The organism is Vibrio sp. M260112 (assembly GCF_036533775.1).
Taxonomy (GTDB): domain Bacteria; phylum Pseudomonadota; class Gammaproteobacteria; order Enterobacterales; family Vibrionaceae; genus Vibrio.
The window spans coordinates 35,419-61,625 of sequence record NZ_JATABH010000026.1 but is presented as its reverse complement, the minus strand read 5'-3'; the positions used below and the strand labels follow the sequence as shown (position 1 = coordinate 61,625).

Annotated in this window: 31 protein-coding genes, 4 tRNA genes and 1 pseudogene; 15 read left to right on the top strand and 21 right to left on the bottom strand. The window is 45.0% G+C overall.

Going from position 1 to position 26,207, the window contains the following annotated elements; genetic code table 11:
- Positions 1-212 (top strand): annotated as a pseudogene (locus QTN95_RS12465) (hypothetical protein); the annotation flags it as partial.
- Between the two features lie 244 nt (positions 213-456).
- On the opposite strand, the gene QTN95_RS12460 reads toward QTN95_RS12465, so the two are convergent.
- On the bottom strand, positions 457-657 hold the full coding sequence (locus tag QTN95_RS12460; RefSeq protein ID WP_138971602.1) for a DUF1107 family protein: 201 nt from the start codon (positions 655-657) through the stop codon (positions 457-459).
- Positions 658-862: 205 nt separating this feature from the next.
- Between QTN95_RS12460 and QTN95_RS12455 the strand changes: the two genes are divergently transcribed.
- From QTN95_RS12455 to QTN95_RS12425, 7 genes are all read left to right on the top strand, one after another.
- A complete protein-coding gene (locus tag QTN95_RS12455) occupies positions 863-1,414 on the top strand; it encodes a YtfJ family protein (RefSeq protein WP_138971603.1) in 552 nt (183 codons plus the stop codon).
- A gap of 76 nt (positions 1,415-1,490) precedes the next feature.
- Complete coding sequence (locus QTN95_RS12450; RefSeq protein WP_138971604.1) at positions 1,491-1,781, top strand: DUF2607 family protein; 291 nt, start codon at positions 1,491-1,493, stop codon at positions 1,779-1,781.
- A 78-nt stretch (positions 1,782-1,859) separates the two neighbouring features.
- Complete coding sequence (zrgA, locus tag QTN95_RS12445; RefSeq protein WP_331417690.1) at positions 1,860-2,513, top strand: zinc uptake protein ZrgA; 654 nt, start codon at positions 1,860-1,862, stop codon at positions 2,511-2,513.
- Positions 2,514-2,566: 53 nt separating this feature from the next.
- A complete protein-coding gene (locus QTN95_RS12440) occupies positions 2,567-3,274 on the top strand; it encodes an ABC transporter ATP-binding protein (RefSeq protein ID WP_138971606.1) in 708 nt (235 codons plus the stop codon).
- Positions 3,271-4,530, top strand: coding sequence for an ABC transporter permease (locus QTN95_RS12435; RefSeq protein ID WP_331417689.1), 1,260 nt, complete (start codon positions 3,271-3,273; stop codon positions 4,528-4,530). Before QTN95_RS12440 ends, QTN95_RS12435 begins: the two co-directional genes overlap by 4 nt.
- Positions 4,531-4,532: 2 nt before the next feature.
- Complete coding sequence (locus QTN95_RS12430) at positions 4,533-5,030, top strand: DUF3299 domain-containing protein (protein WP_331417688.1); 498 nt, start codon at positions 4,533-4,535, stop codon at positions 5,028-5,030.
- Positions 5,031-5,329: 299 nt separating this feature from the next.
- On the top strand, positions 5,330-6,226 hold the full coding sequence (locus QTN95_RS12425) for a TIGR03899 family protein (protein WP_331417687.1): 897 nt from the start codon (positions 5,330-5,332) through the stop codon (positions 6,224-6,226).
- 176 nt (positions 6,227-6,402) lie between these two features.
- Here QTN95_RS12425 and pgi read toward each other — a convergent pair whose 3' ends face one another.
- Positions 6,403-8,055 (bottom strand): glucose-6-phosphate isomerase, encoded by a 1,653-nt coding sequence (pgi, locus tag QTN95_RS12420; RefSeq protein ID WP_138971611.1) that lies wholly within the window; start codon positions 8,053-8,055, stop codon positions 6,403-6,405.
- A 295-nt stretch (positions 8,056-8,350) separates the two neighbouring features.
- Here pgi and QTN95_RS12415 point away from each other — a divergent pair, with 295 nt between their 5' ends.
- On the top strand, positions 8,351-8,776 hold the full coding sequence (locus QTN95_RS12415; protein ID WP_138971612.1) for a secondary thiamine-phosphate synthase enzyme YjbQ: 426 nt from the start codon (positions 8,351-8,353) through the stop codon (positions 8,774-8,776).
- A 48-nt stretch (positions 8,777-8,824) separates the two neighbouring features.
- Here the strand turns inward: QTN95_RS12415 and QTN95_RS12410 are convergent, their stop codons facing one another.
- Genes QTN95_RS12410 through QTN95_RS12400 form a run of 3 tightly spaced genes read right to left on the bottom strand, consistent with a single transcriptional unit; the run spans position 8,825 to position 12,507 of the window.
- Complete coding sequence (locus QTN95_RS12410; protein ID WP_331417686.1) at positions 8,825-10,000, bottom strand: BamA/TamA family outer membrane protein; 1,176 nt, start codon at positions 9,998-10,000, stop codon at positions 8,825-8,827.
- A 4-nt stretch (positions 10,001-10,004) separates the two neighbouring features.
- Entirely contained in the window at positions 10,005-11,081 is a 1,077-nt protein-coding gene (gene alr / locus QTN95_RS12405) for an alanine racemase (RefSeq protein WP_331417692.1), read from the bottom strand.
- Between the two features lie 13 nt (positions 11,082-11,094).
- Positions 11,095-12,507, bottom strand: a complete 1,413-nt coding sequence (locus QTN95_RS12400; protein ID WP_331417685.1) for a replicative DNA helicase — start codon at positions 12,505-12,507, stop codon at positions 11,095-11,097.
- Between the two features lie 173 nt (positions 12,508-12,680).
- Between QTN95_RS12400 and QTN95_RS12395 the strand changes: the two genes are divergently transcribed.
- Positions 12,681-13,445 (top strand): DUF481 domain-containing protein, encoded by a 765-nt coding sequence (locus QTN95_RS12395; protein ID WP_331417684.1) that lies wholly within the window; start codon positions 12,681-12,683, stop codon positions 13,443-13,445.
- Between the two features lie 71 nt (positions 13,446-13,516).
- On the opposite strand, the gene rplI is transcribed toward QTN95_RS12395, so the two are convergent.
- The 11 genes from rplI to QTN95_RS12340 form a co-directional block, all read right to left on the bottom strand.
- Positions 13,517-13,969, bottom strand: coding sequence for a 50S ribosomal protein L9 (gene rplI / locus QTN95_RS12390; RefSeq protein ID WP_331417683.1), 453 nt, complete (start codon positions 13,967-13,969; stop codon positions 13,517-13,519).
- A gap of 30 nt (positions 13,970-13,999) precedes the next feature.
- Positions 14,000-14,227, bottom strand: a complete 228-nt coding sequence (gene rpsR / locus QTN95_RS12385) for a 30S ribosomal protein S18 (RefSeq protein WP_000090472.1) — start codon at positions 14,225-14,227, stop codon at positions 14,000-14,002.
- A 16-nt stretch (positions 14,228-14,243) separates the two neighbouring features.
- Positions 14,244-14,546 carry a primosomal replication protein N gene (priB, locus tag QTN95_RS12380; protein WP_331417682.1) on the bottom strand — a complete coding sequence of 101 codons (303 nt, stop codon included), beginning with the start codon at positions 14,544-14,546 and terminating at the stop codon, positions 14,244-14,246.
- A gap of 8 nt (positions 14,547-14,554) precedes the next feature.
- Complete coding sequence (rpsF, locus tag QTN95_RS12375; protein WP_331417681.1) at positions 14,555-14,935, bottom strand: 30S ribosomal protein S6; 381 nt, start codon at positions 14,933-14,935, stop codon at positions 14,555-14,557.
- Between the two features lie 207 nt (positions 14,936-15,142).
- Complete coding sequence (bfr, locus tag QTN95_RS12370) at positions 15,143-15,622, bottom strand: bacterioferritin (RefSeq protein WP_138971617.1); 480 nt, start codon at positions 15,620-15,622, stop codon at positions 15,143-15,145.
- Positions 15,623-15,697: 75 nt separating this feature from the next.
- Complete coding sequence (locus QTN95_RS12365; RefSeq protein WP_269377905.1) at positions 15,698-15,886, bottom strand: bacterioferritin-associated ferredoxin; 189 nt, start codon at positions 15,884-15,886, stop codon at positions 15,698-15,700.
- Positions 15,887-16,063: 177 nt separating this feature from the next.
- Positions 16,064-17,248 carry an elongation factor Tu gene (tuf, locus tag QTN95_RS12360; RefSeq protein ID WP_331417680.1) on the bottom strand — a complete coding sequence of 395 codons (1,185 nt, stop codon included), beginning with the start codon at positions 17,246-17,248 and terminating at the stop codon, positions 16,064-16,066.
- Positions 17,249-17,388: 140 nt separating this feature from the next.
- Positions 17,389-17,464 (bottom strand) — tRNA-Thr (locus QTN95_RS12355).
- A gap of 13 nt (positions 17,465-17,477) precedes the next feature.
- Positions 17,478-17,552: transfer RNA gene (locus QTN95_RS12350), tRNA-Gly, on the bottom strand.
- 35 nt (positions 17,553-17,587) lie between these two features.
- Positions 17,588-17,672, bottom strand: a tRNA-Tyr gene (locus QTN95_RS12345).
- A 36-nt stretch (positions 17,673-17,708) separates the two neighbouring features.
- Positions 17,709-17,784 (bottom strand) — tRNA-Thr (locus QTN95_RS12340).
- Positions 17,785-17,995: 211 nt separating this feature from the next.
- Between QTN95_RS12340 and coaA the strand changes: the two genes are divergently transcribed.
- Entirely contained in the window at positions 17,996-18,919 is a 924-nt protein-coding gene (coaA, locus tag QTN95_RS12335; protein ID WP_331417679.1) for a type I pantothenate kinase, read from the top strand.
- A gap of 179 nt (positions 18,920-19,098) precedes the next feature.
- Here coaA and QTN95_RS12330 read toward each other — a convergent pair whose 3' ends face one another.
- Both QTN95_RS12330 and QTN95_RS12325 read right to left on the bottom strand, forming a co-directional pair.
- Entirely contained in the window at positions 19,099-19,524 is a 426-nt protein-coding gene (locus QTN95_RS12330; RefSeq protein WP_138971041.1) for a DUF805 domain-containing protein, read from the bottom strand.
- Positions 19,525-19,565: 41 nt separating this feature from the next.
- Positions 19,566-19,913 (bottom strand): 5-carboxymethyl-2-hydroxymuconate Delta-isomerase, encoded by a 348-nt coding sequence (locus QTN95_RS12325; RefSeq protein ID WP_138971042.1) that lies wholly within the window; start codon positions 19,911-19,913, stop codon positions 19,566-19,568.
- A 271-nt stretch (positions 19,914-20,184) separates the two neighbouring features.
- On the opposite strand from QTN95_RS12325, the gene tpiA reads away from it, so the two are divergent.
- Both tpiA and QTN95_RS12315 read left to right on the top strand, forming a co-directional pair.
- A complete protein-coding gene (tpiA, locus tag QTN95_RS12320; protein WP_331417678.1) occupies positions 20,185-20,955 on the top strand; it encodes a triose-phosphate isomerase in 771 nt (256 codons plus the stop codon).
- A 104-nt stretch (positions 20,956-21,059) separates the two neighbouring features.
- Positions 21,060-22,403 (top strand): MATE family efflux transporter, encoded by a 1,344-nt coding sequence (locus QTN95_RS12315; protein ID WP_331417677.1) that lies wholly within the window; start codon positions 21,060-21,062, stop codon positions 22,401-22,403.
- 47 nt (positions 22,404-22,450) lie between these two features.
- Here the strand turns inward: QTN95_RS12315 and rraA are convergent, their stop codons facing one another.
- The 3 genes from rraA to efp all read right to left on the bottom strand — a co-directional run bounded on the left by rraA (position 22,451) and on the right by efp (position 24,652).
- A complete protein-coding gene (gene rraA / locus QTN95_RS12310) occupies positions 22,451-22,975 on the bottom strand; it encodes a ribonuclease E activity regulator RraA (RefSeq protein WP_138971044.1) in 525 nt (174 codons plus the stop codon).
- A 76-nt stretch (positions 22,976-23,051) separates the two neighbouring features.
- Entirely contained in the window at positions 23,052-23,969 is a 918-nt protein-coding gene (locus QTN95_RS12305) for a 1,4-dihydroxy-2-naphthoate polyprenyltransferase (RefSeq protein ID WP_331417676.1), read from the bottom strand.
- Between the two features lie 116 nt (positions 23,970-24,085).
- A complete protein-coding gene (gene efp, locus QTN95_RS12300) occupies positions 24,086-24,652 on the bottom strand; it encodes an elongation factor P (RefSeq protein WP_331417675.1) in 567 nt (188 codons plus the stop codon).
- A 32-nt stretch (positions 24,653-24,684) separates the two neighbouring features.
- Between efp and epmB the strand changes: the two genes are divergently transcribed.
- Together epmB and QTN95_RS12290 are read left to right on the top strand one after the other, a co-directional pair.
- Entirely contained in the window at positions 24,685-25,707 is a 1,023-nt protein-coding gene (gene epmB, locus QTN95_RS12295) for an EF-P beta-lysylation protein EpmB (RefSeq protein WP_331417674.1), read from the top strand.
- 2 nt (positions 25,708-25,709) lie between these two features.
- The gene (locus QTN95_RS12290) at positions 25,710-26,201 is read left to right on the top strand and encodes a type II secretion system protein (protein ID WP_331417673.1); all 492 of its coding nucleotides are present in this window, start codon (positions 25,710-25,712) and stop codon (positions 26,199-26,201) included.
- The last annotated feature ends 6 nt before the right edge of the window (positions 26,202-26,207 follow it).

Below are 26,207 nucleotides of genomic sequence, written 5' to 3'. Positions count from 1 at the left end.
GCTATGAGTTAATGCTCTGGCTTAACCCTCAACACGCGGTCAATGCTGATTTAACTGGTCAACGCCATCAATATCTCAGTTTGCTGCACAACATGGGCAGTCATGCCCCTATGTATGGCTATTGGGAATACGTTCGCCGTTATATGGCTAATGAACAACCGCTATGGTACGAGATCAGTACAGAGCCTCGAATAGGGGTACCTATCACTTAACGTGTTTGGAACGAACAGGGTAGCGAGTTTTACTTATACGAACGGTCCTTGATTTGGGCCGTTTTTTTCGTTCTGGTTCAGGGTACAGTGCTGAGCCGTCATAAAGATACCCTCAAACATGAAATGCTTGAGGGTATTTTCAACCGACCACAGGATCGTTCAACTGTTCATTTGCTTAACTGATAGGAGTTAGCCACAAGGGCGACTTTTTAATATCTTGAAATCAGTAACTTACCTGTGCGTACTACACAGATAGTGCCGCAATGGCCTGATTAATCTCTTTGTAGGTCATAAGTTTTCGAGAGTCTTTCACGTCTGGTAATAAAACTTTGCCATTATCAAATTTAAATTTCCCCACACCTGAGATTACAAATTGCCCTTTAAACAAAGTTTTAACAAATCGTGCAACTTGATGTGGACGATAGGTAGTAAATTCACGCAACATAGCACCCCCTATTCCTACTAAACACAAGAGAAACCTTGATTTTGCTCCATTCCTTAGAACTTGTGTGGATTATACCTAATTTGGCATTATTAGACAGCATTTTGTTAACAAAATAATTACATTTCATCACACTTCAGCACAATTCTCTACCCAAGCAAAATTTTCGGTATATACTTTTTCTCGCACAATCAAAAGGAATAACATAATGAAAAATAAAACCCTTCTTACTCTAGCAATTGCATGCTCTCCAGCCTTGGCTTTTGCACACAACATCGCCTTGGGTCAAGCCGTCCCAACGGTTGAGGTGAAAAGCTACGGCGAAATCATTCTTCAAGGGGATGATACTGCGTTTCAGACATGGTCAACGCAGGATATGACCGGTAAAGTTCGTGTCATCCAAGCGATTGCTGGGCGTAGCAGTTCAAAAGAACTCAATGCGCCTTTAATGGCAGCGATCACAGCAGCGAAGTTCCCTCAGCAAAGCTACCAAACGACATCTATCATCAACCAAGATGATGCTATCTGGGGAACAGGATCGTTCGTTAAATCATCAGCGGAAGACAGCAAAAAAGAATTTCCATGGTCATCAATGGTTCTAGACGAAGAGGGAGCCGTTGCAAGTCATTGGGATTTAGCTAAAGAGTCATCGGCGATCATTGTTCAAGACAAACAAGGCAAAGTGCTATTTGTAAAAGAAGGCGCGCTCAATGAATCTGAGATTGAGCAAGTCTTGAAGCTAGTCAAAGAAAACATCTAGCAATTGAGCAGTTAGGTTTCACCTTTTGAATGGAGTTGTTATAGTATAACAATTCCATTTTTTGTTTGTTCTCGCCGTGTTGATATCTCGCCCAGTTTCAGTTCGTTCAATGGCGGTTGCTCTGTTAGCAGCTGCGCTGTTGCTATGGCTCAACTTTGCCTATATCGAGCACCAGTACGAACTTTCGTCAACTCACCATAGTGAACATCACTGCCAACTTTTTGCCAGTGGATTACATGGAGCGAGTCCGGCACCTCTCAATCTCCTTGCTGCCCCACTAAACTTGCGACCAGACGTTACCCTAACGACTCGTGTCCAGGAAGTGGTGTTTTATGCCTATCAACCGCGCTCTCCGCCTCTTTCTTGATTATATTTAAAACAACTACTTAAACATTATTCCCTTTATTGGTCACAGTTACTTTATTAAATATTTTCAGGAATCAAAATGAACAAGATTACTCCTCTTGCGTTGGGTGTTGCCCTGGCTACTAGCTCTCTGGCATATGCAGAAGAAGGTTTCCGCCAGCATGGTGCCCATGTCCATGGTCAGGTTGAATTCAATATTGCTCAAGACGGCAAAGAACTTCTGATCGAGATTACGGCCCCAGGTGCAGATGTGGTTGGTTTTGAACACGCACCTACAAATGACGCAGAAAAGCAGCAGCTAAAAGACGCTGTAGCCAAACTGAGCCATGCTGATCATGTCTTCACCCTAACCTCTGAAGCTGGTTGTAAAGTCGAGCACCAATCTGTTACTCACACTTTAGGCGACAGCGAACACGACCAACATGATCATGAAGAACATCATGACCATGACAAGCACGATCATGAAGAACATCATGACCACGATAAACACGACCATGACAAGCACGATCATGATGAGCATCATGACCACGACAATCACGATCATGAATCAGGCCATGGTGAGTTCACCGTTGAGTATCATTACCAGTGCGACAATGTTTCTGCTATCAGCAACATCGAAACATCTTGGTTCTCTCAGTTCCCTAGCACTGAATCAATCAAAGTGAACCTGTTAACTGACAGCAAACAAGCTGCAATGGAGCTTAAACCGGGTCAGAAAACTATTTCATTCTAATGCTAAAGTGGCCTAGCTCTGTTGGGCCACTTACCTCTTGATTGGAAACCAGAATGGATAACCTTAGTCATCAGCCTGTCGTCGAACTCAATCAAGTCGAGTTCATCTGGCCAGGTAACCGAGCCGCGACAATAAGTATTCCCTCACTAACGATTAAGCGTGGCGAACACCTTTTTATTAAAGGCCCTAGTGGCTGTGGAAAGTCGACCCTATTGGGGCTACTGACTGGCATCAACTGTGCTACCTCTGGTCAGATCCGCGTGTTGGGAAAAGACCTTTCAGCGCTATCAGGTAGCCAACGCGATAAGTTTCGTGCTGACAATATTGGCTATATTTTTCAACAATTTAATCTATTGCCATACTTAAGCGTGATTGAAAACGTCATGCTGCCATGTCAGTTTTCTTCCTCACGTCGCCAGCAAGTTGAAGGTGACATCATCTTGCACGCCCAAGCGTTGTTGAAAAAACTTCGCTTACCAGAGAGCCTACTGAACAAACCCGTGGTCGAACTCAGCATCGGTCAGCAGCAACGCGTAGCCGCAGCAAGAGCCTTAATCGGTAAACCGGAAGTTATTATTGCCGATGAACCGACCTCTTCACTTGATTACAACAATCGCACTGCTTTTATCGAACTGCTTTTAGAGCAAGTCAATCAAGCGGGTTCTACCCTTTTGTTTGTCAGCCATGATCCGACACTGGAGCCCCTGTTCGACAGAACCATCGATCTAGAACAAATTAATCAGGCAGGAGGGAAGTCATGACACCAACCGTTAGCCTTGCGTGGAAAAGTGTTCGAAACCGCAAAGTCACTGCGATACTGTCTATCCTGACCGTAGCAATTTCGGTCATTCTCTTACTCGGTGTTGAACGTATTCGAACAGAAGCCAAAAGCAGTTTCGCCAACACGATTTCAGGAACAGATTTGATTGTTGGAGGCCGTTCCGGACAGGTCAATCTATTGCTTTATTCTGTTTTTCGCATAGGCAATGCCACTAATAATATTGATTGGAAGAGTTTTCAGGAGTTTAGCCAGCACCGCTCGGTCGCATGGACAATCCCAATCTCACTTGGCGATTCTCATAAAGGATTCCGAGTATTAGGTACCAATCATGACTATTTCTCTTACTACCAATATGGAAAGAAACAGAACCTCTCGTTTCAATACGGGCAAGAGTTTAATGGATTATTTGAAGCCGTTATTGGGTCAGAGGTCGCTCGTTCCCTCAACTACACAATAGGCAGTGAAATGGTCATCGCACACGGGATCAGCGATGTGGCATTCAGCCGCCACGATAAATTACCATTTAAAGTTGTAGGCATCTTGGCGCCAACAGGAACGCCCGTAGACAAAACCATTCATGTTTCTCTACAAGCCATTGAAGCCATTCACGTTGGCTGGGAAAGCGGTGCTAATTTAGGCAATAATCCGACCGCTGAACAGTTAAACGCTATGGATTTCCAACCCAAACAGATCACCGCAATGCTGATCGGCCTGAAATCAAAAATTCAAACTTTCGCTCTTCAGAGGCAAATTAACACCTACGGCAAAGAACCATTAAGTGCCATCCTACCTGGAGTCGCATTACATGAACTTTGGGGTATGATGTCCGTAGCGGAGCAGGCATTGATGGCCGTTTCCGTGTTCGTCGTTATAGCAGGACTACTGGGTATGCTTTCAAGCTTACTCACCAGCTTGCAAGAAAGACGACGTGAAATGGCAATCTTAAGAGCGATGGGCGCTCGACCTAGACATGTGTTTAGTCTGTTAATTCTTGAGGCTAGTGTCCTGACATTCATCGGCTTAGTCATCGGAATCATCGGGCTCTATGCGGCACTTGCTTTCGCTGCGCCTCTCGTTCAGCAACACTATGGCATCAATCTACAGATATTAGCCCTCTCATCACATGAACTGACGCTGCTGGGAGCGGTACAACTTGCGGGAACCCTAGTCGGATTTATTCCCGCACTAAGAGCTTATAAACAATCGCTTAGCGATGGTATGACGATTAGAGTGTAACAATGAAGAAGATAACGATTTTATTTCTAACGCTGATCACCGTGGCGTTATCAAGCATAACTGCTCATGCAGAAGATACTCTGACTCTCGATTGGATTGACCTGATTCCGGAGAGTGAGCGCAACCAGTTTGACGCATATGGCATGCCCGCCATCGACCACGACGGTGATGTAATGAAACAGTCAAAGGTTGGCACGGTTCGACAAGAGCTAAACGGCAGTATGGTTAAAATCCCGGGCTTTGTCATTCCACTGGAAGGGGATGAAAACATGGTGACGGAGTTTCTACTCGTCCCGTACTTCGGGGCATGTATTCACGTACCACCACCACCACCAAATCAAATCATCTATGTGAAATTCCCTAAAGGCGCGCCCGTTCAACAACTGTGGGATGTTATCTACGTGATTGGGACACTAAAAACAGAAACCATTAGCCATGAGTTGGCAGAAACAGGATATGTCATACAAGGCACCGAGATCGCCGAGTACGATGATATGTAAGTGTTAAAAAATTCGCAGCCTGTTAATTGCCTTTAATTAGGCCAAATAGCTAGACAAATAACCTAGCACCGCTAGGTAAACTAGTAATAAAAGGGCAATTGACAGATGCTTCTTCAGTTTATCTTCATTGAAATACTTCATAAGCTCCCCAAAACTAACGATAACAATTTTAACAACTTGTTATCATTTATGGTAGCGATATTTTTATAAAGTGGCTCACAGTCTTTTTCTGGCGAGCAAAGCCGTTCCGAGGTACATTTAATACTTAACTTTAAGCATATGATGGCTAAGGAAATAGCATGTCTGAGAGCAATAAGCCCGTTGTCATAGAGCATCAAGCTGAGCACACTCAACGCCAAGAAAAGAAATCCAGCTATATCAAAGACAGCGCGAGCCGTGTGCTCAATATCGCCCAGCTTTATGGCTTAGATGCGTTACTTCAGGCTGAGACTCCAGAAAAAAGCACGCTGGAGCGAGCCTTGATTCGCGAAAGGAAACGCAAAGAACTTAGACAGAAAAACCTAGAGCAGATCCTGAAACTGGCACATATCTCATGTAAAGATGAAACAGCCGGAGATCCCGACCAAGACTGGCTCTACCGCTTCTTCGATATGGCACAAGAAGTTCACAACCACTCTATGCAACGCTTATGGGCTCAAGTACTCAAACGCGAGGTCACGAATCCGGGCTCAACCTCGATGAAAGCGCTGAAAGTACTCCAAGACATGACGCCAAAAGAAGCACAGATTCTACAGCGATCCGCTTCATTGGCCTGTAGTTTTGGCGGGGATAACAGCCTAAAGTTATTGGTCGGCTACCGTGCCCAAGGGGGAGTATTCAGTTTTGGTAAACGCAATACCACCAGCAATATTAACGTTGGCAATTACCAACTCCCATACTCCAGTCTGTTGGTGCTGTTTGAACTAGGGCTCATGCATGGTACCGAATTGGAATCAGGGGAAATTGAACTCGAATCACCTCTTCCACTCAACTACCAAGGCAAACAACTCTCTTTACAGGCTCATAGCAAAGGGGTTCGACTACTCTATTACCGTTTTACGCCTACTGGAAACGAACTCTGTAAGCTACTCGGAAACAAGCCTAACATGCAGTACTACGATCAGGTCGTCGCGTTACTGAGTCAGAAATTTACGGCCAGCACAGAGATACAGCCGACAGTGGATACAACGGTATAGCGAAAAGCGAAAAGGGTTGACACACAGTGTCAACCCTTTTTCTTTAAATTCAGACAGTTAAGCTTAAACATTAGCCAACACCGCCTGCAACTTTCGACTCGCTCACCACAAGAACTTATTAAAGGACGAAGCCCGTTCTAAAATCTCGTACGATCTCGAAGCGAAGCGTTCTCGCTCTACGCTTTGTAAGCCTTAAACGCATTGATTAGACCGTTAGTCGAGCTATCGTGCGACGTGATTTCAGAATCATCTGCAAGCTCAGGCAGGATTTGGTTCGCGAGTTGTTTACCTAGCTCAACACCCCACTGATCGAAACTAAAGATGTTCCAGATAACGCCTTGTACGAAGATTTTATGTTCGTACATCGCAATCAGGTTACCTAGGGTACGTGGTGTGATTTTCTTAACTAGGATTGAGTTCGTTGGGCGATTACCTTCAAACACTTTAAATGGTGCTAGCGTAGCCGCTTCCTCTTCACTCTTACCTGCTTTTGCAAATTCAGCTTTTACCGTCTCTTCAGATTTACCGAACGCTAACGCTTCTGTTTGTGCGAAGAAGTTAGACATCAGTTTCTGATGGTGATCACCAGCAGGGTTGTGGCTGATTGCTGGAGCGATAAAATCACAAGGAATTAGCTTAGTCCCTTGGTGAATCAACTGATAGAACGCGTGTTGACCGTTAGTACCTGGTTCACCCCAAATGATTGGGCCTGTTTGGTAAGTCACTGCATTACCATCACGATCAACGTATTTACCGTTAGATTCCATGTTACCTTGCTGGAAGTAAGCAGCAAAACGGTGCATGTATTGGTCATATGGAAGAATCGCTTCAGACTCTGCTCCGTGGAAGTTGTTGTACCACAGGCCAATCAGCGCAAGAATCACAGGAATATTGCTTTCAAGTTCCATTGACGAGAAATGGTTGTCCATCTCGTGAGCACCATCAAGTAACTCAACAAAGTTGTCATAGCCCACTGCAAGAGCAATAGACAGACCGATTGCAGACCATAGTGAGTAACGACCGCCAACCCAATCCCAGAATTCGAACATGTTGTCCGTATCGATACCAAACTCAGATACTGCTGTTGCATTCGTAGACAGTGCTGCGAAGTGCTTAGCGACATGAGCTTGATCGCCCGCAGACTCAAGGAACCAATCACGGGCTGAGTGCGCGTTAGTCATTGTTTCTTGAGTAGTAAATGTCTTAGACGCAATCAAAAATAGAGTGGTTTCAGGGTTAACCTTCTTCAATGTTTCAACGATGTGTGTGCCATCAACGTTAGAAACAAAGTGTAGATTTAGGTGGTTTTTGTATGGTGCGAGTGCTTCTGTCACCATGTAAGGACCTAGGTCAGAGCCACCGATACCGATATTAACGATATCTGTAATGGATTTACCTGTGTAACCTTTCCACTCACCACCAATAACACGCTCAGTGAAAGACTTCATTTTTTCAAGCACTGCGTTCACCGCTGGCATTACGTCTTCACCGTCGACCATAACTGGTTTGTTGCTACGGTTACGTAGAGCCGTGTGCAGCACTGCGCGATCTTCTGTTTTGTTGATCGCTTCACCACTGAACATCGCTTCGATCGCTGCTTTCAACTCAGTTTCGTTTGCTAAAGCAAATAGGTGCTTCAATGTTTCTTCGTTGATTAAGTTTTTAGAGTAATCAACGAGAATATCGCTGCCAAAACGAGCAGAGAAGTTTTCAAAACGAGCTGGGTCTTGAGCAAATAATGCTTTTAGATCCATATCTTGTGCAGATTCGAAGTGCGCTGTTAGCGCGTTCCAAGCTTGTGTTTGCGTTGGATTGATATTTTTCAACATGGTTACTATCCCGATGTTACAGTAGGTTTTATTCCATACAGCCTAGCGAAAACTGGTGGAATCCCCGATTTAGCAAATAATAATATTAGGTATGTTAGGGCAAATTGCCACAAAACAAGACTTTGTAATTTTTTTTCAGGTGCCAATTATGACGCAGGGCTTTCTCACTCACATTGAGTTAGGTCACGTTCCCTGCTTGAACTTTAAACAAACACCTTCATTGCAAGTAAGATTCTACCACTAACCTTGATTAAGCTTAACACTAGAGCAACATCAATCTGCAACAGGCCTGCTTATGTGGACACAAAAAACAATTCAAATCTCAGCGAAGAAGAGAGGATTTCATCTAATAACCGATGAAATTGAACAACAAATACCACAACTTAAACACTATTCCGTCGGATTATTACAGTTATTTATCCAGCATACTTCCGCTAGTTTAACCATCAATGAAAACGCCGATCCAACCGTAAGACACGATATGGAGAAACACTTTAATCACTTTGTCCCTGAGCGAGCCCCTTACTACAAACATACTTACGAAGGTGATGATGATATGCCCGCACACATTAAAGCGTCGACACTCGGTTGCAGTGTGATGATTCCAATAACAAATGGGCGGTTAGCGCTAGGAACTTGGCAAGGGATCTATTTAGGCGAGCATCGTGACTATGGTGGCTCAAGAACCATTATTGCCACTATTCAAGGAAATCACGATTGACTTGGGATACTGGAAGACAAGACTCTCTGTGCGAGAGTCTTGTTATAGCTAAAAAGGTTGGTTAATCATCACGCGAAAAGTGCCTTCATCGGCTCCTTGAGCCACTTCTGCTCGTACCACGATACCTTCCACTTGAAAACGGACAGCACCGCCTAAGTTCCACTTCATATCGCTATGTAAGGTCTTGGCATCGTACTCATCTGCCACACGACCAACCTCTGCAAAAACCACCCATTGCCACCAAGGCAGATCGTAATAATTAATCAAAGGAATGCCATCTAAGGGTTGCCAATCAGGCAGCACTCGGTACTCAGCAGAATAGTGCACCGCTGAACGGCCATGATAACGGCCGCTAGTGTAACCTCGCAGACGATACAAGCCACCCAAGCGTATCTGATCTTGCTCTGGTGGTTTGACACGACTCCAGCTTGGTGTATCCGCAGTATAGAAATCAAACGCTAATACTTGCTGTTCAAACCACTCACCGAGCGGGCCTAACGCATAATATTGGCTATTCTGAAACTCCCACTTAGTCCAAATATCTTCGCTCTGCCAGCGGTCAGCACCAGCAGTAATATCCAATGAGGTATGTGAGCCTTTAGTGGGATTTCTGACGCTATCACGGTTGTCCCAATCAAAACTAAACTTAAAACCACTGGCTTTGTCAGCCTTGTTGTAGATATCCAGCTCTCTTGACGAATAAAACGGAGTCAGCACAACCGAGCTCACTCCAGATTCAATCGGAGATGCAAAGCGCACCTCTCGAATCGGTTGAAACGCACCCATTAAGCCATGCCGCTTCACATTGCCCCATGGCAGCAGGTACTTAAATTCAAACTGGTAGTTCTGTTCGAAACCATTCGTAATGGTTTTTTGCCCTGTTTGTGAGTCATTACTTCCCTGCTCACCCAAGTAGTATGGGTTATCATTGAATTGAGCCTGATACATTTGAGTGCTAAAAAGAAGTTGATCCGCTAACGCGTAATTGAACGCAGACACAAAGCTAACATAGCTCTCTTTCTCTGAATAGAGCGCCATGCCAAACAACGCAGCCTGAGGCTGACCAACACCTTTAGCGACACCTGCAACACCAAAGGTGTGACCGAGAGTTTCAGTGCTAAAGTAAAAAGGCAGGAAGGCGGAATCTTTTTCTGCACTCATTGAGTAGGCAGAAACAAAAAGACTGGCAGTCAATGCCAGTCTTAGCAATAATTTGTACGACATTAGACTACTTCGAAAATTCCATATCAACTCGTGATGTGAGTTTGGTCACCAGTTCATAGGCGATGGTACCGATATGACTTGCCACTTCTTCAGCAGGAAGATCTCGTCCCCACAATATAGCTTCATCGCCAACGAAATCGTGGGCATTTGGACCTAAGTCAACCGTCAGCATGTCCATTGAAACACGACCAGAAATAGGCACTTTTCGCCCATTAACCAAGACGGGTGTGCCATTCGGTGCGGTTCTTGGATAACCATCCCCATAGCCAATAGCAATAACACCCACTTTGGTATCTCGCTCACTGGTCCATACACCACCATAACCGACACTTTCACCCGCTTTAACATCTCGCACAGCAATTAAGTGTGATTTAAGAGTCATTACAGGTTGGTACCCCAGCTCTTGAGCGGTTTTGTCATTAAATGGAGAGACCCCATACATGATAATTCCAGGGCGAACCCAATCGAGTTGGCTATCTGGCCAAGCTAGTAAACCCGCTGATGCCGCGAGTGAACGCTCACCTTCACATCCTTCAGTCAGAGCCATGAACAATTCTGTTTGCTCATTGGTTGTTGAACGGTCAAGCTCATCAGCACAGCCAAAATGGCTCATATAACGGAGCGGTTTTGCGACGTTGTTGCACGCTTTTAGGCGAGTAACAAATTCATCATACTGCTCAGGACGCACGCCCAAACGGTGCATCCCACTATCAATTTTCAACCAAACAACAACCGGGGTTTCAAGCTCCGCCTGCTCTAAAGCGATTAACTGCTCTTCACAATGCACAACCGTTTGAATGTTATTCGTGACTAATACCGGCAAATCACCAGATGAGTAAAAACCTTCAAGCAACAAGATGGGCTTTACTACACCACACGCACGTAATTGAAGCGCCTCTTCAATTCGCGCAACGCCAAAGGCATCTGCACCCTGTGCATTTTTCGCTATGTGGCGCAGCCCATGACCATAGCTGTTCGCTTTTACCACCGCCATGATCTTACTGTTGGGAGCCTGCAGCTTAATCTGCTGTAGGTTATGTTGAAGTGCGTCTAAATCAATATAGGCTGTCGCTGCTTTCATGTAGCTCATAGCGTTACTCATCATCCATATCAAATGCAGGGCCAGCGTAGTTGTCGAAGCGAGACCATTGACCTTGGAAGGTGAGTCTCACCGAGCCGATTGGGCCGTTACGTTGCTTACCGAGGATGATTTCCGCTGTTCCCTTCATTGAACTGTCCGGATTGTAGACTTCATCACGGTAGATAAACATGATTAAGTCGGCATCCTGCTCGATAGAGCCTGATTCACGCAGATCCGAGTTTACAGGGCGTTTGTCAGCACGTTGCTCTAGAGAACGGTTAAGCTGTGATAGCGCAACGACGGGAACATTAAGTTCCTTAGCAAGCGCTTTAAGTGAGCGAGAAATCTCAGCGATTTCCAACGTACGGTTATCAGACAATGCAGGGACTCGCATCAACTGCAAGTAGTCGACCATGATCATAGAAAGACCACCATGATCACGAGCGATACGACGTGCACGAGAGCGCACTTCCGTTGGTGTTAGACCCGAGCTGTCATCGATGTACATATTCTTTTTCTGCATCAGAATACCCATCGTCGATGAAATACGCGCCCAATCCTCATCGTCTAGCTGACCAGTACGAATTTTTGTCTGGTCAACTCGCGATAACGACGCCAGCATACGCATCATAATCTGCTCAGCGGGCATCTCCAGTGAGAAGATAAGTACGGGCTTCTCTTGGGACATTGCAGCGTTTTCACATAAGTTCATTGCGAACGTGGTTTTACCCATCGATGGACGCGCCGCGACAATCACCAAGTCAGAACCTTGAAGACCAGCGGTTTTCTTATTGAGGTCAGTAAAACCCGTATCAACACCCGTGACGCCATCTTGCGGAGATTTGTACAGCAGCTCAATTCGTTCTAACGTTTTCTCGAGGATACTATCAACATTCTGTGGCCCTTCGTTCTCATTGGTGCGAGCCTCGGCAATCGCGAACACTTTACTTTCAGCAAGATCAAGTAAGTCTTCAGAGCTACGTCCTTGAGGATCATAGCCAGCATCCGCAATTTCGTTTGCAACCCCAATCAGATCACGCACCAAAGCGCGCTCAGCGACGATATCGGCATAAGCATTGATGTTTGCCGCACTTGGCGTATTTCTTACCAGATCAGCAAGGTAAGCAAAGCCTCCAACATCTTCAAGCTGTTCACGAAGCTCCAAGAACTCAGATAAAGTAATCAGATCGAGTGGCTTATTATCTTCTAGCGTGGCTTTTACTGCTTCAAAGATCAATCGGTGTGGACGACTATAGAAATCCTTGGCGACAACACGTTCAGCAACGGTATCCCAACGTTCGTTATCCAGAAGAAGGCCACCAATGACAGACTGTTCAGCCTCCAATGAATGTGGAGGGACTTTTATCGCATCAACTTGTGCGTCGCTAAACTTTTTATTTCGATTATCTACTTTCGCTTCAGCCATGGGTCTGCTCAACAACTTGCTATAGACCGCTAATTATAACGAGAATGAAGCCTTTGTCTGTAGCCTTGGGTGAGTTTGTCGGGTTCTAATGTAGAATTAACTTATTGCTGACCGTAAACAGAGCAATTGAAACTACTATTGTGCCATTCTTTTCATCAATATCGAGGTAGTTCGTGTCTAAAATTTGGCTAATGAGTGCAAGTTTAATGAGCTCAATGTTTGTCTATGCCGATGACAATGGACTAAGTAAAACGGATATTGATCTTCCTTCACCATGGAATAGTGAGGTGGAATTTGGTTATCAGGCACACACTGGTAATTCTGACTCGCGCTCGCTTAATTCTCGACTCAGTGCAGAATACGTTGAAGGACGCCACCGGACTAACGGGGAATGGAAATATTACCTACTGTATAAAAATGGTGAGGAAGATAAGCGCCAGTCTAGCTATACCGCTCAAAGTGACTATAAGTTAGGCCCCAAAACCTATCTCTATGGCAGCTTTAAAGGCGTCGACTCTAGGTATAGTGCGTATTTCAAGGATTACACCCTTTCTGGTGGTCTAGGTTATCAGTTCTCTAATACTGACACCTTCTTGCTAGAGCTCGAGTTCGGTCCAGGTTTTCGCTATCAAGAACCCAATCTTGACGAAATTGATGATGATGACATCATTTTTCCTGAGACCGTCCGTGAAGGCATTTTTCGCGGTAACATCAATACCAAGTGGCAAGCGCTCGACAATTTAGCGGTCTCAGCAGATATCACCACTGTTGCTGGTCACAGCAATATCCGCACAGATACAGATATTAGCGTGACAAACAACATCACTGAGGATATCGCGTTGAAGCTTTCCCACTCTCGTCAATATCACGATAAAGTTCCCGAAGGCTTAGAAAAGGCGGACAGTATTTTCTCCGTCAACTTACTGTTCATTTTCTAAACAGCCGGATTTATTTAGATATAAAAAAAGCACCTCTAAGAGGTGCTTTTAAAATACGTCTTGATACTGAATTATTCAGCAGCAACAACTTGTAGAGTAACTGTAGCGAAAACTTCAGAGTGAAGTTGAACGCTGATCTCGAACTCACCGATGTTACGTAGTGCGCCTTCAGGAAGACGAACTTCGCTCTTAGCAACTTCAACGCCAGCTGCAGTGATTGCATCAGCGATGTCGCGAGTACCGATAGAACCGAACAGTTTACCTTCGTCACCAGCTTTAGAAGCAATAACAACTGCTTCTAGTGCTTCAACTTTCTCAGCACGAGCTTGAGCAGTTGTTAGTTGCTCAGCAACTTTAGCTTCTAGTTCAGCGCGACGAGATTCGAACATTTCAACGTTGCCTTTAGTAGCCATAACTGCTTTACCCTGAGGGATAAGGAAGTTACGAGCGTAACCAGATTTAACGTTTACAGTGTCACCAAGACCACCTAGGTTACCGATTTTATCAAGTAGAATAACTTGCATTGTTTAATTCCTCTTTATAAAACGAACCGATTACTGATGCTTGTCAGTGTACGGAAGTAGAGCTAGGTAGCGTGAACGCTTGATAGCGCGAGCTAGTTGACGTTGGTATTTAGCACTTGTACCAGTGATACGGCTAGGTACGATTTTACCAGCTTCAGTGATGTAGTTTTTAAGAGTTGCTACGTCTTTGTAATCAATCTCTTGTACGCCTTCTGCAGTGAAACGGCAGAATTTACGACGACGGAAGAAACGAGCCATGGGCTATCTCCTGATCTTAAATTTGAGTAATGTTGTCGGCATGAAGCACTAATTTACCAATGCCATTTCGGCTGGTTTGGTAAGCGACAAAACCACTTACCTTAATGCTACTGCCTTGTACTAAATTCTGAGTGTCTGCTTGTGACCTTTGCCCGCTGACTACTACCGGCATACGACAATAAACTTGTCTCGGTAAGTCAGCTTCGATAACGGTAGAGCGATGCTCTAACCAAAATCGACAGTGTTCAATACCACTAGGGCTTTTAGAACGAATGGGCGGTTTGGCAATGGTGCCAGATAGATCCATTCGATTGGTCATAAGTTGAATTACTCAGCAGCTGCTTCTGGCTTGAATTCAGCACGCTCTTCGCGACGAGGAGCACGCTCTTCTTTCTGCTTAAGCATGATAGATTGCTCAGTGATCGCTGATTTAGTACGCATGATCATGTTACGTAGAACTGCATCGTTGAAACGGAAAGCAGTTTCTAGCTCATCGATTACAGCTTGGTCAGCTTCAACGTTCATTAGAACGTAGTGAGCTTTGTGAAGCTTGTTGATTGGGTAAGCCAGTTGACGACGGCCCCAGTCTTCTAGACGGTGGATAGTACCGCCAGCTTCAGTGATTGAACCAGTGTAACGCTCGATCATGCCAGCAACTTGCTCGCTTTGATCTGGGTGCACCATGAATACGATTTCGTAATGACGCATGGGTTGCTCCTTACGGATTATTCAGCTTCCACAAATGGCCCGGTCGTCCAGAGGAAGCAAGGAACTAAAGATAATTGACCGAGTTTAAGGAGCACGAATAGTACAGAAAGAAAGCAGTTTAAGCAAGAGAAATGTGATAGGGATCGGCAACGAAATTCACCACACCTCAGGTGTGACATTTCGCTACCGAAAAGGTCGAGTTAGAGTCTAGTCATCTTCATCAACATATTGAGCTTGCAGGTAATTCTGAATACCCGACATATCAATTAGACCTAATTGAGTTTCCAGCCAATCGACATGTTCTTCTTCATCTTCAAGAATATCTTGGAATAGATCTCTAGAAACATAGTCATGGACATCTTCTGCGTAGGCGATAGCGTTTTTAAGGTCTGGAATCGCGGCCATCTCAAGTTTGAGGTCGCATTCAAGCATTTCCTTAGTATCTTCACCGATCATAAGCTTGCCTAAATCCTGAAGGTTAGGCAGACCTTCTAAAAATAGAATGCGCTCTATCAGATGATCTGCATGTTTCATTTCATCGATAGATTCGTGGTATTCCTTTTCCGCGAGATGTTTGAGTCCCCAGTCTTTATACATACGAGCGTGGAGAAAATACTGATTGATCGCTATGAGCTCGTTACCGAGAACTTTGTTGAGATGCTGGATAATGATTGGATCGCCTTTCATGACATAAGCCCTCCTCTTTGGCTCTTTTAAATGTAGAACCAAATGGCAAACTGTCAAAAAAGACTCAGCGATAGCTTAGCTGGCTTGTTTGAGTTGTAGGTATTCTGTTTCTGCTAGGATTTCTTTGGCTGGTTTGATGCACTTACCGCATTGCGAACCCAGCGCAGTACATTTTTTTATCCCCTTGATATCAGTGATCCCTTCATCAATGGCTAACTGTCTAATTTTCTTGTCCGAAACACCATGACAAAGACAAACATACATATCTAAACTTTCCAGTACCGTTAACAGAAGATAAATATAAACAAGAATTGTTATCGTTACCAGTTGTATTGGCACAATAATAAGATCATTTCGTTATAACGCTGGTACCACTCAAGCAACAATTCAAAGCGTTACAGATGAGCCACTAAGCCAAACATCAAACGTAAAATTTTAGAATTAAGCGAAGATCTTAGCAACAACACCAGCACCAACTGTACGGCCACCTTCGCGGATCGCGAAACGTAGACCTTCGTCCATCGCGATTGGAGCGATTAGCTCTACAGTCATCTTGATGTTATCGCCTGGCATTACCATTTCTACGCCTTCTGGTAGCTCGATGTTACCAGTTACGTCAGTTGTACGGAAGTAGAACTGTGGACGGTAGCCTTTGAAGAACGGAGTATGACGGCCGCCTTCGTCTTTAGAAAGTACGTATACTTCTGACTCGAACTTAGTGTGTGGAGTGATTGAACCTGGCTTCGCTAGTACTTGACCACGTTCTACTTCATCACGCTTAGTACCACGTAGAAGTGCACCAACGTTCTCACCCGCACGACCTTCGTCTAGAAGCTTACGGAACATCTCAACACCAGTACATGTTGTTGTGATTGTCTCTTTGATACCTACGATAGCAACTTCGTCACCTACGTTTAGGATACCGCGTTCGATACGGCCAGTTACTACTGTACCACGACCTTGGATTGAGAATACGTCTTCGATTGGCATTAGGAACGGCATGTCTACTGCACGCTCTGGCTCTGGGATGTAGTTGTCTAGCGCTTCTGCTAGTTCAATGATCTTAGCTTCCCATTGCTCTTCGCCGTTTAGTGCGCCTAGAGCTGAACCTTGGATTACTGGTAGATCATCACCTGGGAAGTCGTACTCAGATAGAAGTTCACGAACTTCCATTTCTACTAGCTCTAGAAGCTCTTCATCGTCAACCATGTCACATTTGTTCATGAATACGATGATGTAAGGGATACCAACCTGACGGCCTAGTAGGATGTGCTCACGAGTTTGTGGCATTGGGCCATCTGTCGCAGCAACAACTAGGATACCACCGTCCATCTGTGCAGCACCTGTGATCATGTTTTTAACATAGTCAGCGTGTCCTGGACAGTCTACGTGTGCGTAGTGGCGAGTTGGAGTGTCGTACTCAACGTGAGAAGTTGAGATTGTGATACCGCGCTCACGCTCTTCTGGAGCGTTATCGATAGATGCGAAGTCTTTCGCTTCACCGCCGTACACTTTAGCAAGTGTTGTACAGATAGCTGCAGTTAGAGTTGTTTTACCGTGGTCAACGTGGCCGATAGTACCAACGTTTACGTGCGGTTTCGTACGTTCAAATTTTTCTTTAGACATGAGTTGTCCCTCTAGGTACGGATTTAGGTGGCTTTGATGACCACGCAACCAAAAAGTATTGGTAATAAAATTACTCTCAAACACTAAACGTAGTTCAGCAGCAAGAAAGTATCAAAAGGAAAAGTTTGCTTTAATAGAGCTGGTGCTGATAGGCAGATTCGAACTGCCGACCTCATCCTTACCAAGGATGCGCTCTACCGCCTGAGCTATATCAGCACTCAAAATAGAGTGGAGCGGGCAGCGGGAATCGAACCCGCATCATCAGCTTGGAAGGCTGAGGTAATAGCCATTATACGATGCCCGCAACACGTAACTCTGTGAGCTATTTCCTAAAGAATATGGTGGAGGGGGACGGATTCGAACCATCGAAGGCAGTGCCAGCAGATTTACAGTCTGATCCCTTTGGCCACTCGGGAACCCCTCCAAATTTTCTATCCATTCTCACTACTAAAGGAGAGAATGGTGCCGACTACCGGAATCGAACTGGTGACCTACTGATTACAAGTCAGTTGCTCTACCTACTGAGCTAAGTCGGCATAAGTGGTGCGCATTCTATTGAATGATTTTCTGCCTTGCAATAGTAAATTTAAAAAAAAATCTCTTTTTCGTCCGTTTGGGCTTATTTGTTGAAAATTCGCCCAATTCATCGCCAAAAATTGACTTATGTAGACTATGTCGTTGGAAATCTTTAGCGGTTGTTGTATTTTCGCTGCTCTATCGTATTAGTAAAACCAAGTTAGGATGACTATGACGCCGTATCTCTCTTTTAATCGTCAGCAATGGGCCGCGCTGCGTAACGCTGTGCCTATGACGTTATCCGAGACCGATTTGGTTGAGCTACAAGGTGTAAATGAAAGCCTTACGATGAATGAGGTTGAAGAAATCTATCTGCCGCTAGCCCGTTTACTAAATCTTTACATCGCTGCACGCCAAAGCAGGAACTCAGTATTAAATAACTTCATTTCGAATCAAGAGTCTGCGCCTCCTTTTATCATTGGTATCGCGGGAAGTGTCGCCGTTGGTAAAAGTACCACCGCGCGTTTGCTCAAGGCGCTATTATCTCGCTGGGATAACCACCCTAAAGTTGAGCTGGTGACCACCGATGGTTTCCTGTACCCAAAGAAAGTGCTCGATAAACGCGGCATCATGCACCGAAAAGGCTTCCCTGAGTCATACGATATCAAACAGTTAGTAGCGTTTGTCTCTGATGTAAAGGCCGGCAAACCGAATCTGGAAGTTCCGGTGTACTCTCACATCACTTATGACATTACTGACGAAGTCAAAGTGGTCGATCGCCCAGATGTGCTGATTATTGAAGGCTTAAATGTCCTTCAAAGTGGTATGGACTACCCTCACGATCCTCATCGCGTCTTTGTCTCCGACTTTCTTGATTTTTCACTTTATGTGGATGCTGAGAGCACCATTATTGAACAGTGGTATGTCGAACGTTTCTTGAAGTTTCGTCAGGGTGCCTTTACCAAGCCCGGCTCTTACTTTAGCCATTACACTAAGCTGACTGAACCACAGGCGATTGAAAAAGCGCACAGCATCTGGCAAGCGATCAATGGTGTAAACCTAGATGCGAATATTTTGCCAACCAAAGGACGCGCACACTTAATTTTGCAAAAAGGGCAAAATCATAAAGTCGAACAGGTATTGTTGAGGAAGTAGCGAGAAAATCTTGGAAGGTTGACGTGAAAGCGTCAACCTTTTTTCTGGATTTTAGACGTAAGTCCCTAACAAAAACTCTGTATCAGATACCTACTCAGCATCTATAACGTGCATCTCTCGAAGGGCGCAGCCCGTTCTAAACTCTCGCAGGACGAAGTCCGGTCTCGGAGCGAAGCGTTCTACTTCCCTTCCGGTCCGTATTGATTCTCACCATCCGTGCCTTTAAGGAAACCACACTCAACTAGAATCCATAGACCACAAATCAGTGCTGCCATTGAGCTCACTGCTTGTAAAGTGGTTGGTTGCGCGCTTTGGCTTGGATCGCCAACAGGCATTGTCATTCGGCCAATCACTAAAGGAATATTGAGCAGCAACCACCAACTTGACTTACCTCTGTCATGCCAACGTTTGGCTGTGATGGCGAGATCCGGTAAAAGAACAATCAGCAAGAATACCGGCAAAATAAGATGCGCTATGGATGGAAACAGAACATTCATTCCCAACGCAAAACCGACAATTAGTAAGTAATAAGCCACATTCCAAGTCCAATAGGTTTTACGTCCTATACGACCGTGAAACGAGAATAACAGTTCTTTCATTGACATCTTGAATACCCAAAATTTAAAAATAATTAGATCAAAGTAATCTAATTTACCACTTTCTGAAAACTCTCTTTATCCATGTCGCGGATATTCACCGTTAGACTACGTACATGCCCTGCCTGCTCTGACAGCACATCCATCAATTGACGTGACAACTCTCTTTTTTGCTCTGTACTGCGCCCATCTAACAGTTCAAAACTGATGTGGATAAAGTCAACGCTGTCTCCTTCATCGCCAATCAACCAGTTGTGGTAACGCAGTGCCCTTGACTTGATTGAACCGATATCAAACAACCCACACTGGATCGCAACCTGATGTAAATCTTCCAACAACCCTTGAACATTGACACGTTCATCCACAGAGTTGGAGTATTCCATGACTAGATTTGGCATAGTATTCCTCAAATGTAAGAGAGTTTCACGAGAAAGGGTGAATGGACAACACTATTACCAATTTCTATGCTTAATTCCGAGCATGTTTCAGCAAATTTGTACCATGGGTCACTGATATGTCCATCAATTGCACCAGATATGTGGCATGACTGCTCCTACCAATAAATGATATCCGGTTAAGACATGACGGTAATCATGATCTAACCCATTTTATCTGTTATATTCTTACGAAGATTTTTTACATTAATTGATTAAACACGGAGATATTCCTATGCGTCGTCCTGTAGTGATGGGTAACTGGAAACTTAACGGCAGCAAAACAATGGTAAAAGAGCTGCTAAATGGTCTAAACGCTGAGCTTGAAGGCGTTGAAGGTGTAGACGTTGCTGTAGCTCCACCAGCGCTATACATTGACTTAGCGGAACAGCTAATCGCTAAAGGTGGCAACAAAATCATCCTTGGTGCACAAAACACTGACCTAAACAACAGTGGTGCATTCACTGGCGACATGTCTCCAGAAATGTTGAAAGATTTCGGTGCAACTCACATCATCATCGGTCACTCTGAACGTCGTGAATACCACAACGAATCAGACGAGTTCATCGCTAAGAAATTCGCTTTCCTGAAAGAGAACGGCCTAAAGCCTGTTTTCTGTATCGGTGAATCCGAAGCTCAAAACGAAGCTGGTGAAACTGAAGCGGTATGTGCGCGTCAAATCAACGCTGTTATCGATACTTACGGTGTAGAAGCACTTAACGATGCAATCATCGCTTACGAACCAATCTGGGCAATCGGTACTGGTAAAGCAGCAACAGCTGAAGATGCACAGCGTATTCACGCTTCTATCCGTGCTCTAATCGCTGCGAAGAGCCAAGAAGTCGCTGAACAAGTAATTATCCAATACGGTGGTTCTGTTAAACCTGAAAACGCAGAAGCTTACTTCTCTCAACCAGACATCGATGGTGCGCTAGTTGGTGGTGCATCTCTAGATGCTAAGAGCTTTGCAGCAATCGCAAAAGCGGCAGCAGCGGCTAAAGCGTAATTTTTCTAGATAATAGAATAAAGGTCAGCTTTTGCTGGCCTTTTTTGTGTCTGTTGGCTCAATCAAGTATCCTACGCTTTTCCGAACACTAGTAGTTGTGCCGAATGCAGGATAAGCATGGCCTTTTAACAGGCTCAATTCCCCTAGTTCTCCGTCAGATGACCGTTCCGATGACGTTCGGCATGATCGCGATTCTGATGTTCAACTTAGTCGATACATTCTTTATCTCTCTGCTAGGTACACAAGCCCTAGCGGCGATCAGCTATACCTTTCCAGTGACCTTCGCGGTCAACTGTATCACTATGGGAATCGGTATTGGTCTGTCGACCAGCATTGGACGTTTGCTGGGACAAGGTCAAGCTCAAGACGCTGCGCGATTTTCTACCCACGGTCTAATCTTGGCTGTGACTCTTGTGGTGCTCGCTTCAGCGATAGGTTTCTTTTCCATAGAGCCTTTATTTCTAGCTCTTGGCGCAAAAGCTGATTTACTGCCGCTGATAAAACAGTACATGCAGATATGGTATCTCACCATTCCTCTGCTGGTGATCCCAATGGCGGGTAACAGTGCAATTCGTGCCACAGGCGATACAAAAACCCCAGCAAAAATCATGATGTTAGCTGGATTTATTAACGGGCTACTCGACCCGCTACTGATCTTTGGCTACGGACCTTTTCCAGAACTTGGAATTCAAGGCGCTGCCATCGCCAGTGCATTCAGTTGGCTTGGGGCTTTAATCGGTTCGCTTTATGTATTGGCGAAACGTGAGAAGCTTCTTGCTCTGCCTAACTTTGATTCTCTCTTAAAAGACTGGAAACAAATCCTTAAGATTGGTACTCCAGCGGCACTATCTAATGCTCTAACTCCTATCTCGGGCGCTATTTTAATGATGATGCTCTCTTCTCATGGCACAGCAGCGGTTGCCGCTTATGGCGCAGCGCAGAGAGTTGAGTCAATTCTGATATTAGTTTTAATGGCGTTGACTTCAGCTCTAACGCCCTTCATCGCCCAGAATATGGGAGCGAATAATCCAACGAGAAGTTTTGCTGGTCTATTTCTTAGCATGCGCTTTTCCATCGTCTTCCAGCTCGGGATATTCATTATGATGGTGCCACTCAGTATCCCGATTGCAGCCCTTTTCTCTCAAGAGGTTGCGGTAAAAGATCTGCTTTGGCATTACCTGTTGGTGGTGCCTTTTAGCTATGGTTTTCAAGGCATAATGATGATGTTGGTCTCTGGACTCAATGCCCTTCATCAACCGATGCGTGCTTTCCAATGGAGCTTTATGCGTTTGTTTCTTTTTACCTTACCATGCGCGTGGCTTGGCGGTCAGTGGTACGGTATTGAAGGACTATTTGTCGGAATTGCACTAGGCAATATTGTCGGAGGAACAGCGGGCTATCTTTATGCAACCAAACTTCGTCGTACTTATCTTACTTCACGGCCATAAAACAAAACACCGACCTTTCGGCCAGTGTTTGTGCAAAGATTCACGGGTTATTCATTAACCACGATTTCTTCTTCATCGTCGATTTCTAAATCAACATCAAGTGGTTCTTGAGAAAGAATCACCCCTGTGTTGTCTGCGTATAGGTAATCTTCTGGAAGGAAAGTGACGCCACCGAAGTTAACCGGAATATCAACCTCCCCCACACCTTGGGACGTTGCGCCTACTGGAATAGAAGCAATAGCTTGAATACCGATACTCATGTCTTCCAGTTCATCCACTTCTCGGACGCAACCGTAAACAACAATACCTTCCCACTCGTTCTCTTCTGCCATTGACGCAAGTTCTGCATCAATCAAAGCTCGGCGTAAAGATCCACCACCGTCAATAAGCAGTACTCGACCAAGGCCGTCTTGCTCTAAGATCTCACGGATTAATCCATTGTCTTCGTAGCATTTCACCGTAGTGATCTGGCCTGCGAACGATGCGCACCCACCAAAGTTACTAAACATGGGCTCAACGACATCGACTTGCTCTAAGTAGATGTCGCACAAGGCAGAGGTATTGTATTCCATAGTATTCCTTCCCATACCGTTCGTTATCTCCATCGAGTATATAGGGTCATTAAGTCATTGCAATGACATGCATCATTTAACTCACCAGAGTTTGAGCTATGACCACTCCAGCAAACAGCAAGTTGGTCACCATTGAGCATTTCACTATTGCAGGCATCATTGGCGCAATCTGCGCTGGTTGCTGTGCCAACCAGACTGCTCGACCATGTTTGTAGGTCACAATAAGACTGAGAAGAAAAGGCAGACTGATCCATATTGGGCTAGGTTGATGCACCAAATAGGCGGCAAAAGCAATAACAGCACCCACTAGTAGGACAAAGTGGTACTGCTTGGCACGTTTTTGCCCAAGACGCACGGCGACCGTCTTCTTACCGCATTCTTGGTCGTTATCAATATCGCGCATGTTATTGATATTAAGGACTGCGACAGCCAGTAAACCACAGCCAATCGCTGGCAGGATCAGCAAAGGCGCCACGATGCCGGCATGCAAGAAGTAAGTCCCTGCTACGCCAAGTAAACCAAAGAAAATAAAGACGGAAATATCACCTAAGCCAACATAGCCATAAGGTTTATTGCCAACGGTGTAAGCAATTGCCGCAACGATTGCCAACATCCCCAAGCCAATAAAGGCCAAGATGCTCTGTAAGCTTTCTAACGCGTACATCACCAACGTCAGACCCGCAATAACAGTCAGGACCACATTAATCATCATCGCCTGCTTCATAGCAGACTGACTCACTGCACCTGACTGAATCGCACGCATCGGTCCAAGTCGATTTTCATTGTCGGTTCCTTTCACTGCATCGCCATAATCATTGGCAAGATTCGATAAAATCTGCAGCAGAGTCGCTGTCAAAAACGCCAATAACGCAACAACAAAAGAGAATTGGTGAGTGGAGTACGCCAATACGCTACCCGTTAAGATAGAAACCAATGCGAGAGGCAAGGTTTTTGGTCGAGCGGCATCTAGCCATATTTTAAGAGACTGTTTCATAGGTTATAGTTTAGTACCATCGGACTGACCTAGAATTGTGGCACATCAAACCTTGCAGATAAAAATAAAAAAGGCCACCGAAGTGACCTTTTTCTAAAACTTAACCTAAGCAATGCTTATTTTACACGACTAACGTATTCGCCAGAGCGAGTATCTACTTTGATCACTTCGCCGATAGAGATGAACAGAGGAACGCGTACTACTGCACCTGTAGACAGTGTTGCAGGTTTACCACCCGTACCTTGAGTATCGCCTTTTAGACCTGGATCTGTATCGGTTACTTCTAGCTCAACGAAGTTTGGTGGCGTTACCACGATTGGGTTGCCGTTCCAAAGAGTTAACATACAAGTGTTGTTTTCAACCAACCACTTAGCGTTGTCACCTACCGCTTTAACATCAGCAGCAATCTGCTCGAATGTTTCGTTGCTCATAAAGTGGTAGAATTCGCCGTCGTTATATAGATAATCTAGGTCGATATCCATTACGTCTGCAACTTCACAAGTATCACCAGACTTGAAGGTTTTCTCTAGCACTTTACCAGAAAGAAGTTTACGAATTTTTACGCGGTTGAACGCTTGGCCTTTACCAGGTTTAACGTATTCGTTTTCCAAGATAACGCAAGGCTCGTTATCAAGCATTAGTTTTAGACCGCCTTTAAATTCATTGGTGCTAACAGTAGCCATTTTTTCCTCTTACATTCTTAGAGCTAAATTCAATGCCGCACATCATAACCCGAAAAGTTGAATCTGTTGAGCAAAACTGGCTTAAACAGCTAGCGAATGGGATCTCGGATCCTGCAAAACTGCTCGAACAACTTGAAATTGATCCGACCCCTTGGCTGAACGGGTTTGAAGCTCGAAAGCTTTTTGCGCAGCGTGTGCCGCAAAGTTTTGTCGATAGAATGGAAAAAGGCAACCCTTATGACCCGCTTTTACGTCAGGTGCTGCCATTGAGTGAGGAGTTTGAAATTCATCAAGGATATTCCAACGATCCGCTCGAAGAGCAGAACAATGCCATCCCAGGATTACTGCACAAATATCGTAATCGCGCATTGATGATTGTAAAAAGCGGCTGTGCCGTCAATTGCCGCTACTGTTTCCGTCGTCATTTCCCGTACGACGAAAACAAAGGGTCTAAGCAAGTTTGGCAAACCAGCCTCGACTACATTCAGCAGCACCCTGAGATCGATGAGATCATTTTATCCGGTGGCGATCCTCTCATGGCCAAGGATGAGGAGCTAAATTGGCTCATCAAGCATATTGCAGATATTAGCCATATTAAGCGCTTACGTATTCACTCTCGATTACCTGTCGTCATCCCAGATCGTATCACCCAGACTCTGACGGACACATTGGCTCAAACTCGTCTACAAGTGATCTTAGTTACGCATATCAATCATGCACAGGAGATAGATCAAACTCTTGCCAACGCATTGTCTCGACTCAAACAAGTTGGTGTTACTCTACTCAACCAAGGCGTGATGCTTAAAGGTGTGAATGACAGTGTTGCTAGCCAAGTTGCGCTGAGCAACGCACTGTTTGATGCAGGCATTCTGCCGTATTACATCCATGTACTAGACAAGGTGCAAGGCGCTGCGCATTTCTTTATTTCCGATCAGGAAGCCAAAAGAATCATGGCCGGCGTGCTGGAACAAGTCTCTGGTTACTTGGTACCGAAACTGACTAGAGAAATTGGCGGCCGCGCCAGTAAAACCCCTCTCGACCTACATTTAGAGTAGTAATGAAAAACGTACGTGGATTTACCCTGATTGAACTCATTATCGTCATTGTTGTGCTCGGTATCCTAGCGGTCACAGCGTTGCCACGTATGTTAAATATCCAGTCGGACGCACGCATTTCAGCCCTACAAGGGTTACGTAGTGCCATGCAAGGAGCAAACGATCAGTTAATTGGTTTGTCATCGGTTCGAGGTCTCAACACCGAGGAGAACGCTTCGATTGAAATTGAAGGTGAGAATGTCTTGCTCGTCTACGGCTATGCGAGAGCAGACAATGCAAACGCATGGGCTCATCTTATTGATGCCAACATAGAAAACACCACTTGGGGCCGCGACAATGCTGACTGGTACTTTAGCAATACCAATGGTGACGATGGCATCATTCTCTATATGCCGGCGAGTCGAAGACAAGTTGGACTAAACTGCTTCTTACAGTACACCGAGGCGACGGAAACCGATCCTCCGAGTTTCATTCTTACCACAAATGGCTGCTAGTTTTTT

Excerpts from the sequence above, each read along its gene's own strand:
- QTN95_RS12290 (WP_331417673.1), top strand. The coding sequence starts at position 25,710 with ATGAAAAACGTACGTGGATTTACCCTGATTGAACTCATTATCGTCATT.
- QTN95_RS12460 (WP_138971602.1), bottom strand. The coding sequence starts at position 657 with ATGTTGCGTGAATTTACTACCTATCGTCCACATCAAGTTGCACGATTT.
- tuf (WP_331417680.1), bottom strand. The coding sequence starts at position 17,248 with ATGTCTAAAGAAAAATTTGAACGTACGAAACCGCACGTAAACGTTGGT.
- QTN95_RS12455 (WP_138971603.1), top strand. The coding sequence starts at position 863 with ATGAAAAATAAAACCCTTCTTACTCTAGCAATTGCATGCTCTCCAGCC.
- priB (WP_331417682.1), bottom strand. The coding sequence starts at position 14,546 with ATGACCAATCGAATGGATCTATCTGGCACCATTGCCAAACCGCCCATT.
- epmB (WP_331417674.1), top strand. The coding sequence starts at position 24,685 with ATGCCGCACATCATAACCCGAAAAGTTGAATCTGTTGAGCAAAACTGG.
- efp (WP_331417675.1), bottom strand. The coding sequence starts at position 24,652 with ATGGCTACTGTTAGCACCAATGAATTTAAAGGCGGTCTAAAACTAATG.
- QTN95_RS12410 (WP_331417686.1), bottom strand. The coding sequence starts at position 10,000 with ATGTCGTACAAATTATTGCTAAGACTGGCATTGACTGCCAGTCTTTTT.
- QTN95_RS12315 (WP_331417677.1), top strand. The coding sequence starts at position 21,060 with ATGCAGGATAAGCATGGCCTTTTAACAGGCTCAATTCCCCTAGTTCTC.
- alr (WP_331417692.1), bottom strand. The coding sequence starts at position 11,081 with ATGAAAGCAGCGACAGCCTATATTGATTTAGACGCACTTCAACATAAC.
- rpsF (WP_331417681.1), bottom strand. The coding sequence starts at position 14,935 with ATGCGTCATTACGAAATCGTATTCATGGTGCACCCAGATCAAAGCGAG.
- QTN95_RS12325 (WP_138971042.1), bottom strand. The coding sequence starts at position 19,913 with ATGCCAAATCTAGTCATGGAATACTCCAACTCTGTGGATGAACGTGTC.
- coaA (WP_331417679.1), top strand. The coding sequence starts at position 17,996 with ATGACGCCGTATCTCTCTTTTAATCGTCAGCAATGGGCCGCGCTGCGT.
- QTN95_RS12330 (WP_138971041.1), bottom strand. The coding sequence starts at position 19,524 with ATGTCAATGAAAGAACTGTTATTCTCGTTTCACGGTCGTATAGGACGT.
- QTN95_RS12440 (WP_138971606.1), top strand. The coding sequence starts at position 2,567 with ATGGATAACCTTAGTCATCAGCCTGTCGTCGAACTCAATCAAGTCGAG.
- rpsR (WP_000090472.1), bottom strand. The coding sequence starts at position 14,227 with ATGGCTCGTTTCTTCCGTCGTCGTAAATTCTGCCGTTTCACTGCAGAA.
- QTN95_RS12435 (WP_331417689.1), top strand. The coding sequence starts at position 3,271 with ATGACACCAACCGTTAGCCTTGCGTGGAAAAGTGTTCGAAACCGCAAA.
- bfr (WP_138971617.1), bottom strand. The coding sequence starts at position 15,622 with ATGAAAGGCGATCCAATCATTATCCAGCATCTCAACAAAGTTCTCGGT.
- QTN95_RS12365 (WP_269377905.1), bottom strand. The coding sequence starts at position 15,886 with ATGTATGTTTGTCTTTGTCATGGTGTTTCGGACAAGAAAATTAGACAG.
- rplI (WP_331417683.1), bottom strand. The coding sequence starts at position 13,969 with ATGCAAGTTATTCTACTTGATAAAATCGGTAACCTAGGTGGTCTTGGT.
- QTN95_RS12400 (WP_331417685.1), bottom strand. The coding sequence starts at position 12,507 with ATGGCTGAAGCGAAAGTAGATAATCGAAATAAAAAGTTTAGCGACGCA.
- pgi (WP_138971611.1), bottom strand. The coding sequence starts at position 8,055 with ATGTTGAAAAATATCAATCCAACGCAAACACAAGCTTGGAACGCGCTA.
- QTN95_RS12430 (WP_331417688.1), top strand. The coding sequence starts at position 4,533 with ATGAAGAAGATAACGATTTTATTTCTAACGCTGATCACCGTGGCGTTA.
- tpiA (WP_331417678.1), top strand. The coding sequence starts at position 20,185 with ATGCGTCGTCCTGTAGTGATGGGTAACTGGAAACTTAACGGCAGCAAA.
- QTN95_RS12415 (WP_138971612.1), top strand. The coding sequence starts at position 8,351 with ATGTGGACACAAAAAACAATTCAAATCTCAGCGAAGAAGAGAGGATTT.
- QTN95_RS12305 (WP_331417676.1), bottom strand. The coding sequence starts at position 23,969 with ATGAAACAGTCTCTTAAAATATGGCTAGATGCCGCTCGACCAAAAACC.
- rraA (WP_138971044.1), bottom strand. The coding sequence starts at position 22,975 with ATGGAATACAATACCTCTGCCTTGTGCGACATCTACTTAGAGCAAGTC.
- QTN95_RS12425 (WP_331417687.1), top strand. The coding sequence starts at position 5,330 with ATGTCTGAGAGCAATAAGCCCGTTGTCATAGAGCATCAAGCTGAGCAC.
- zrgA (WP_331417690.1), top strand. The coding sequence starts at position 1,860 with ATGAACAAGATTACTCCTCTTGCGTTGGGTGTTGCCCTGGCTACTAGC.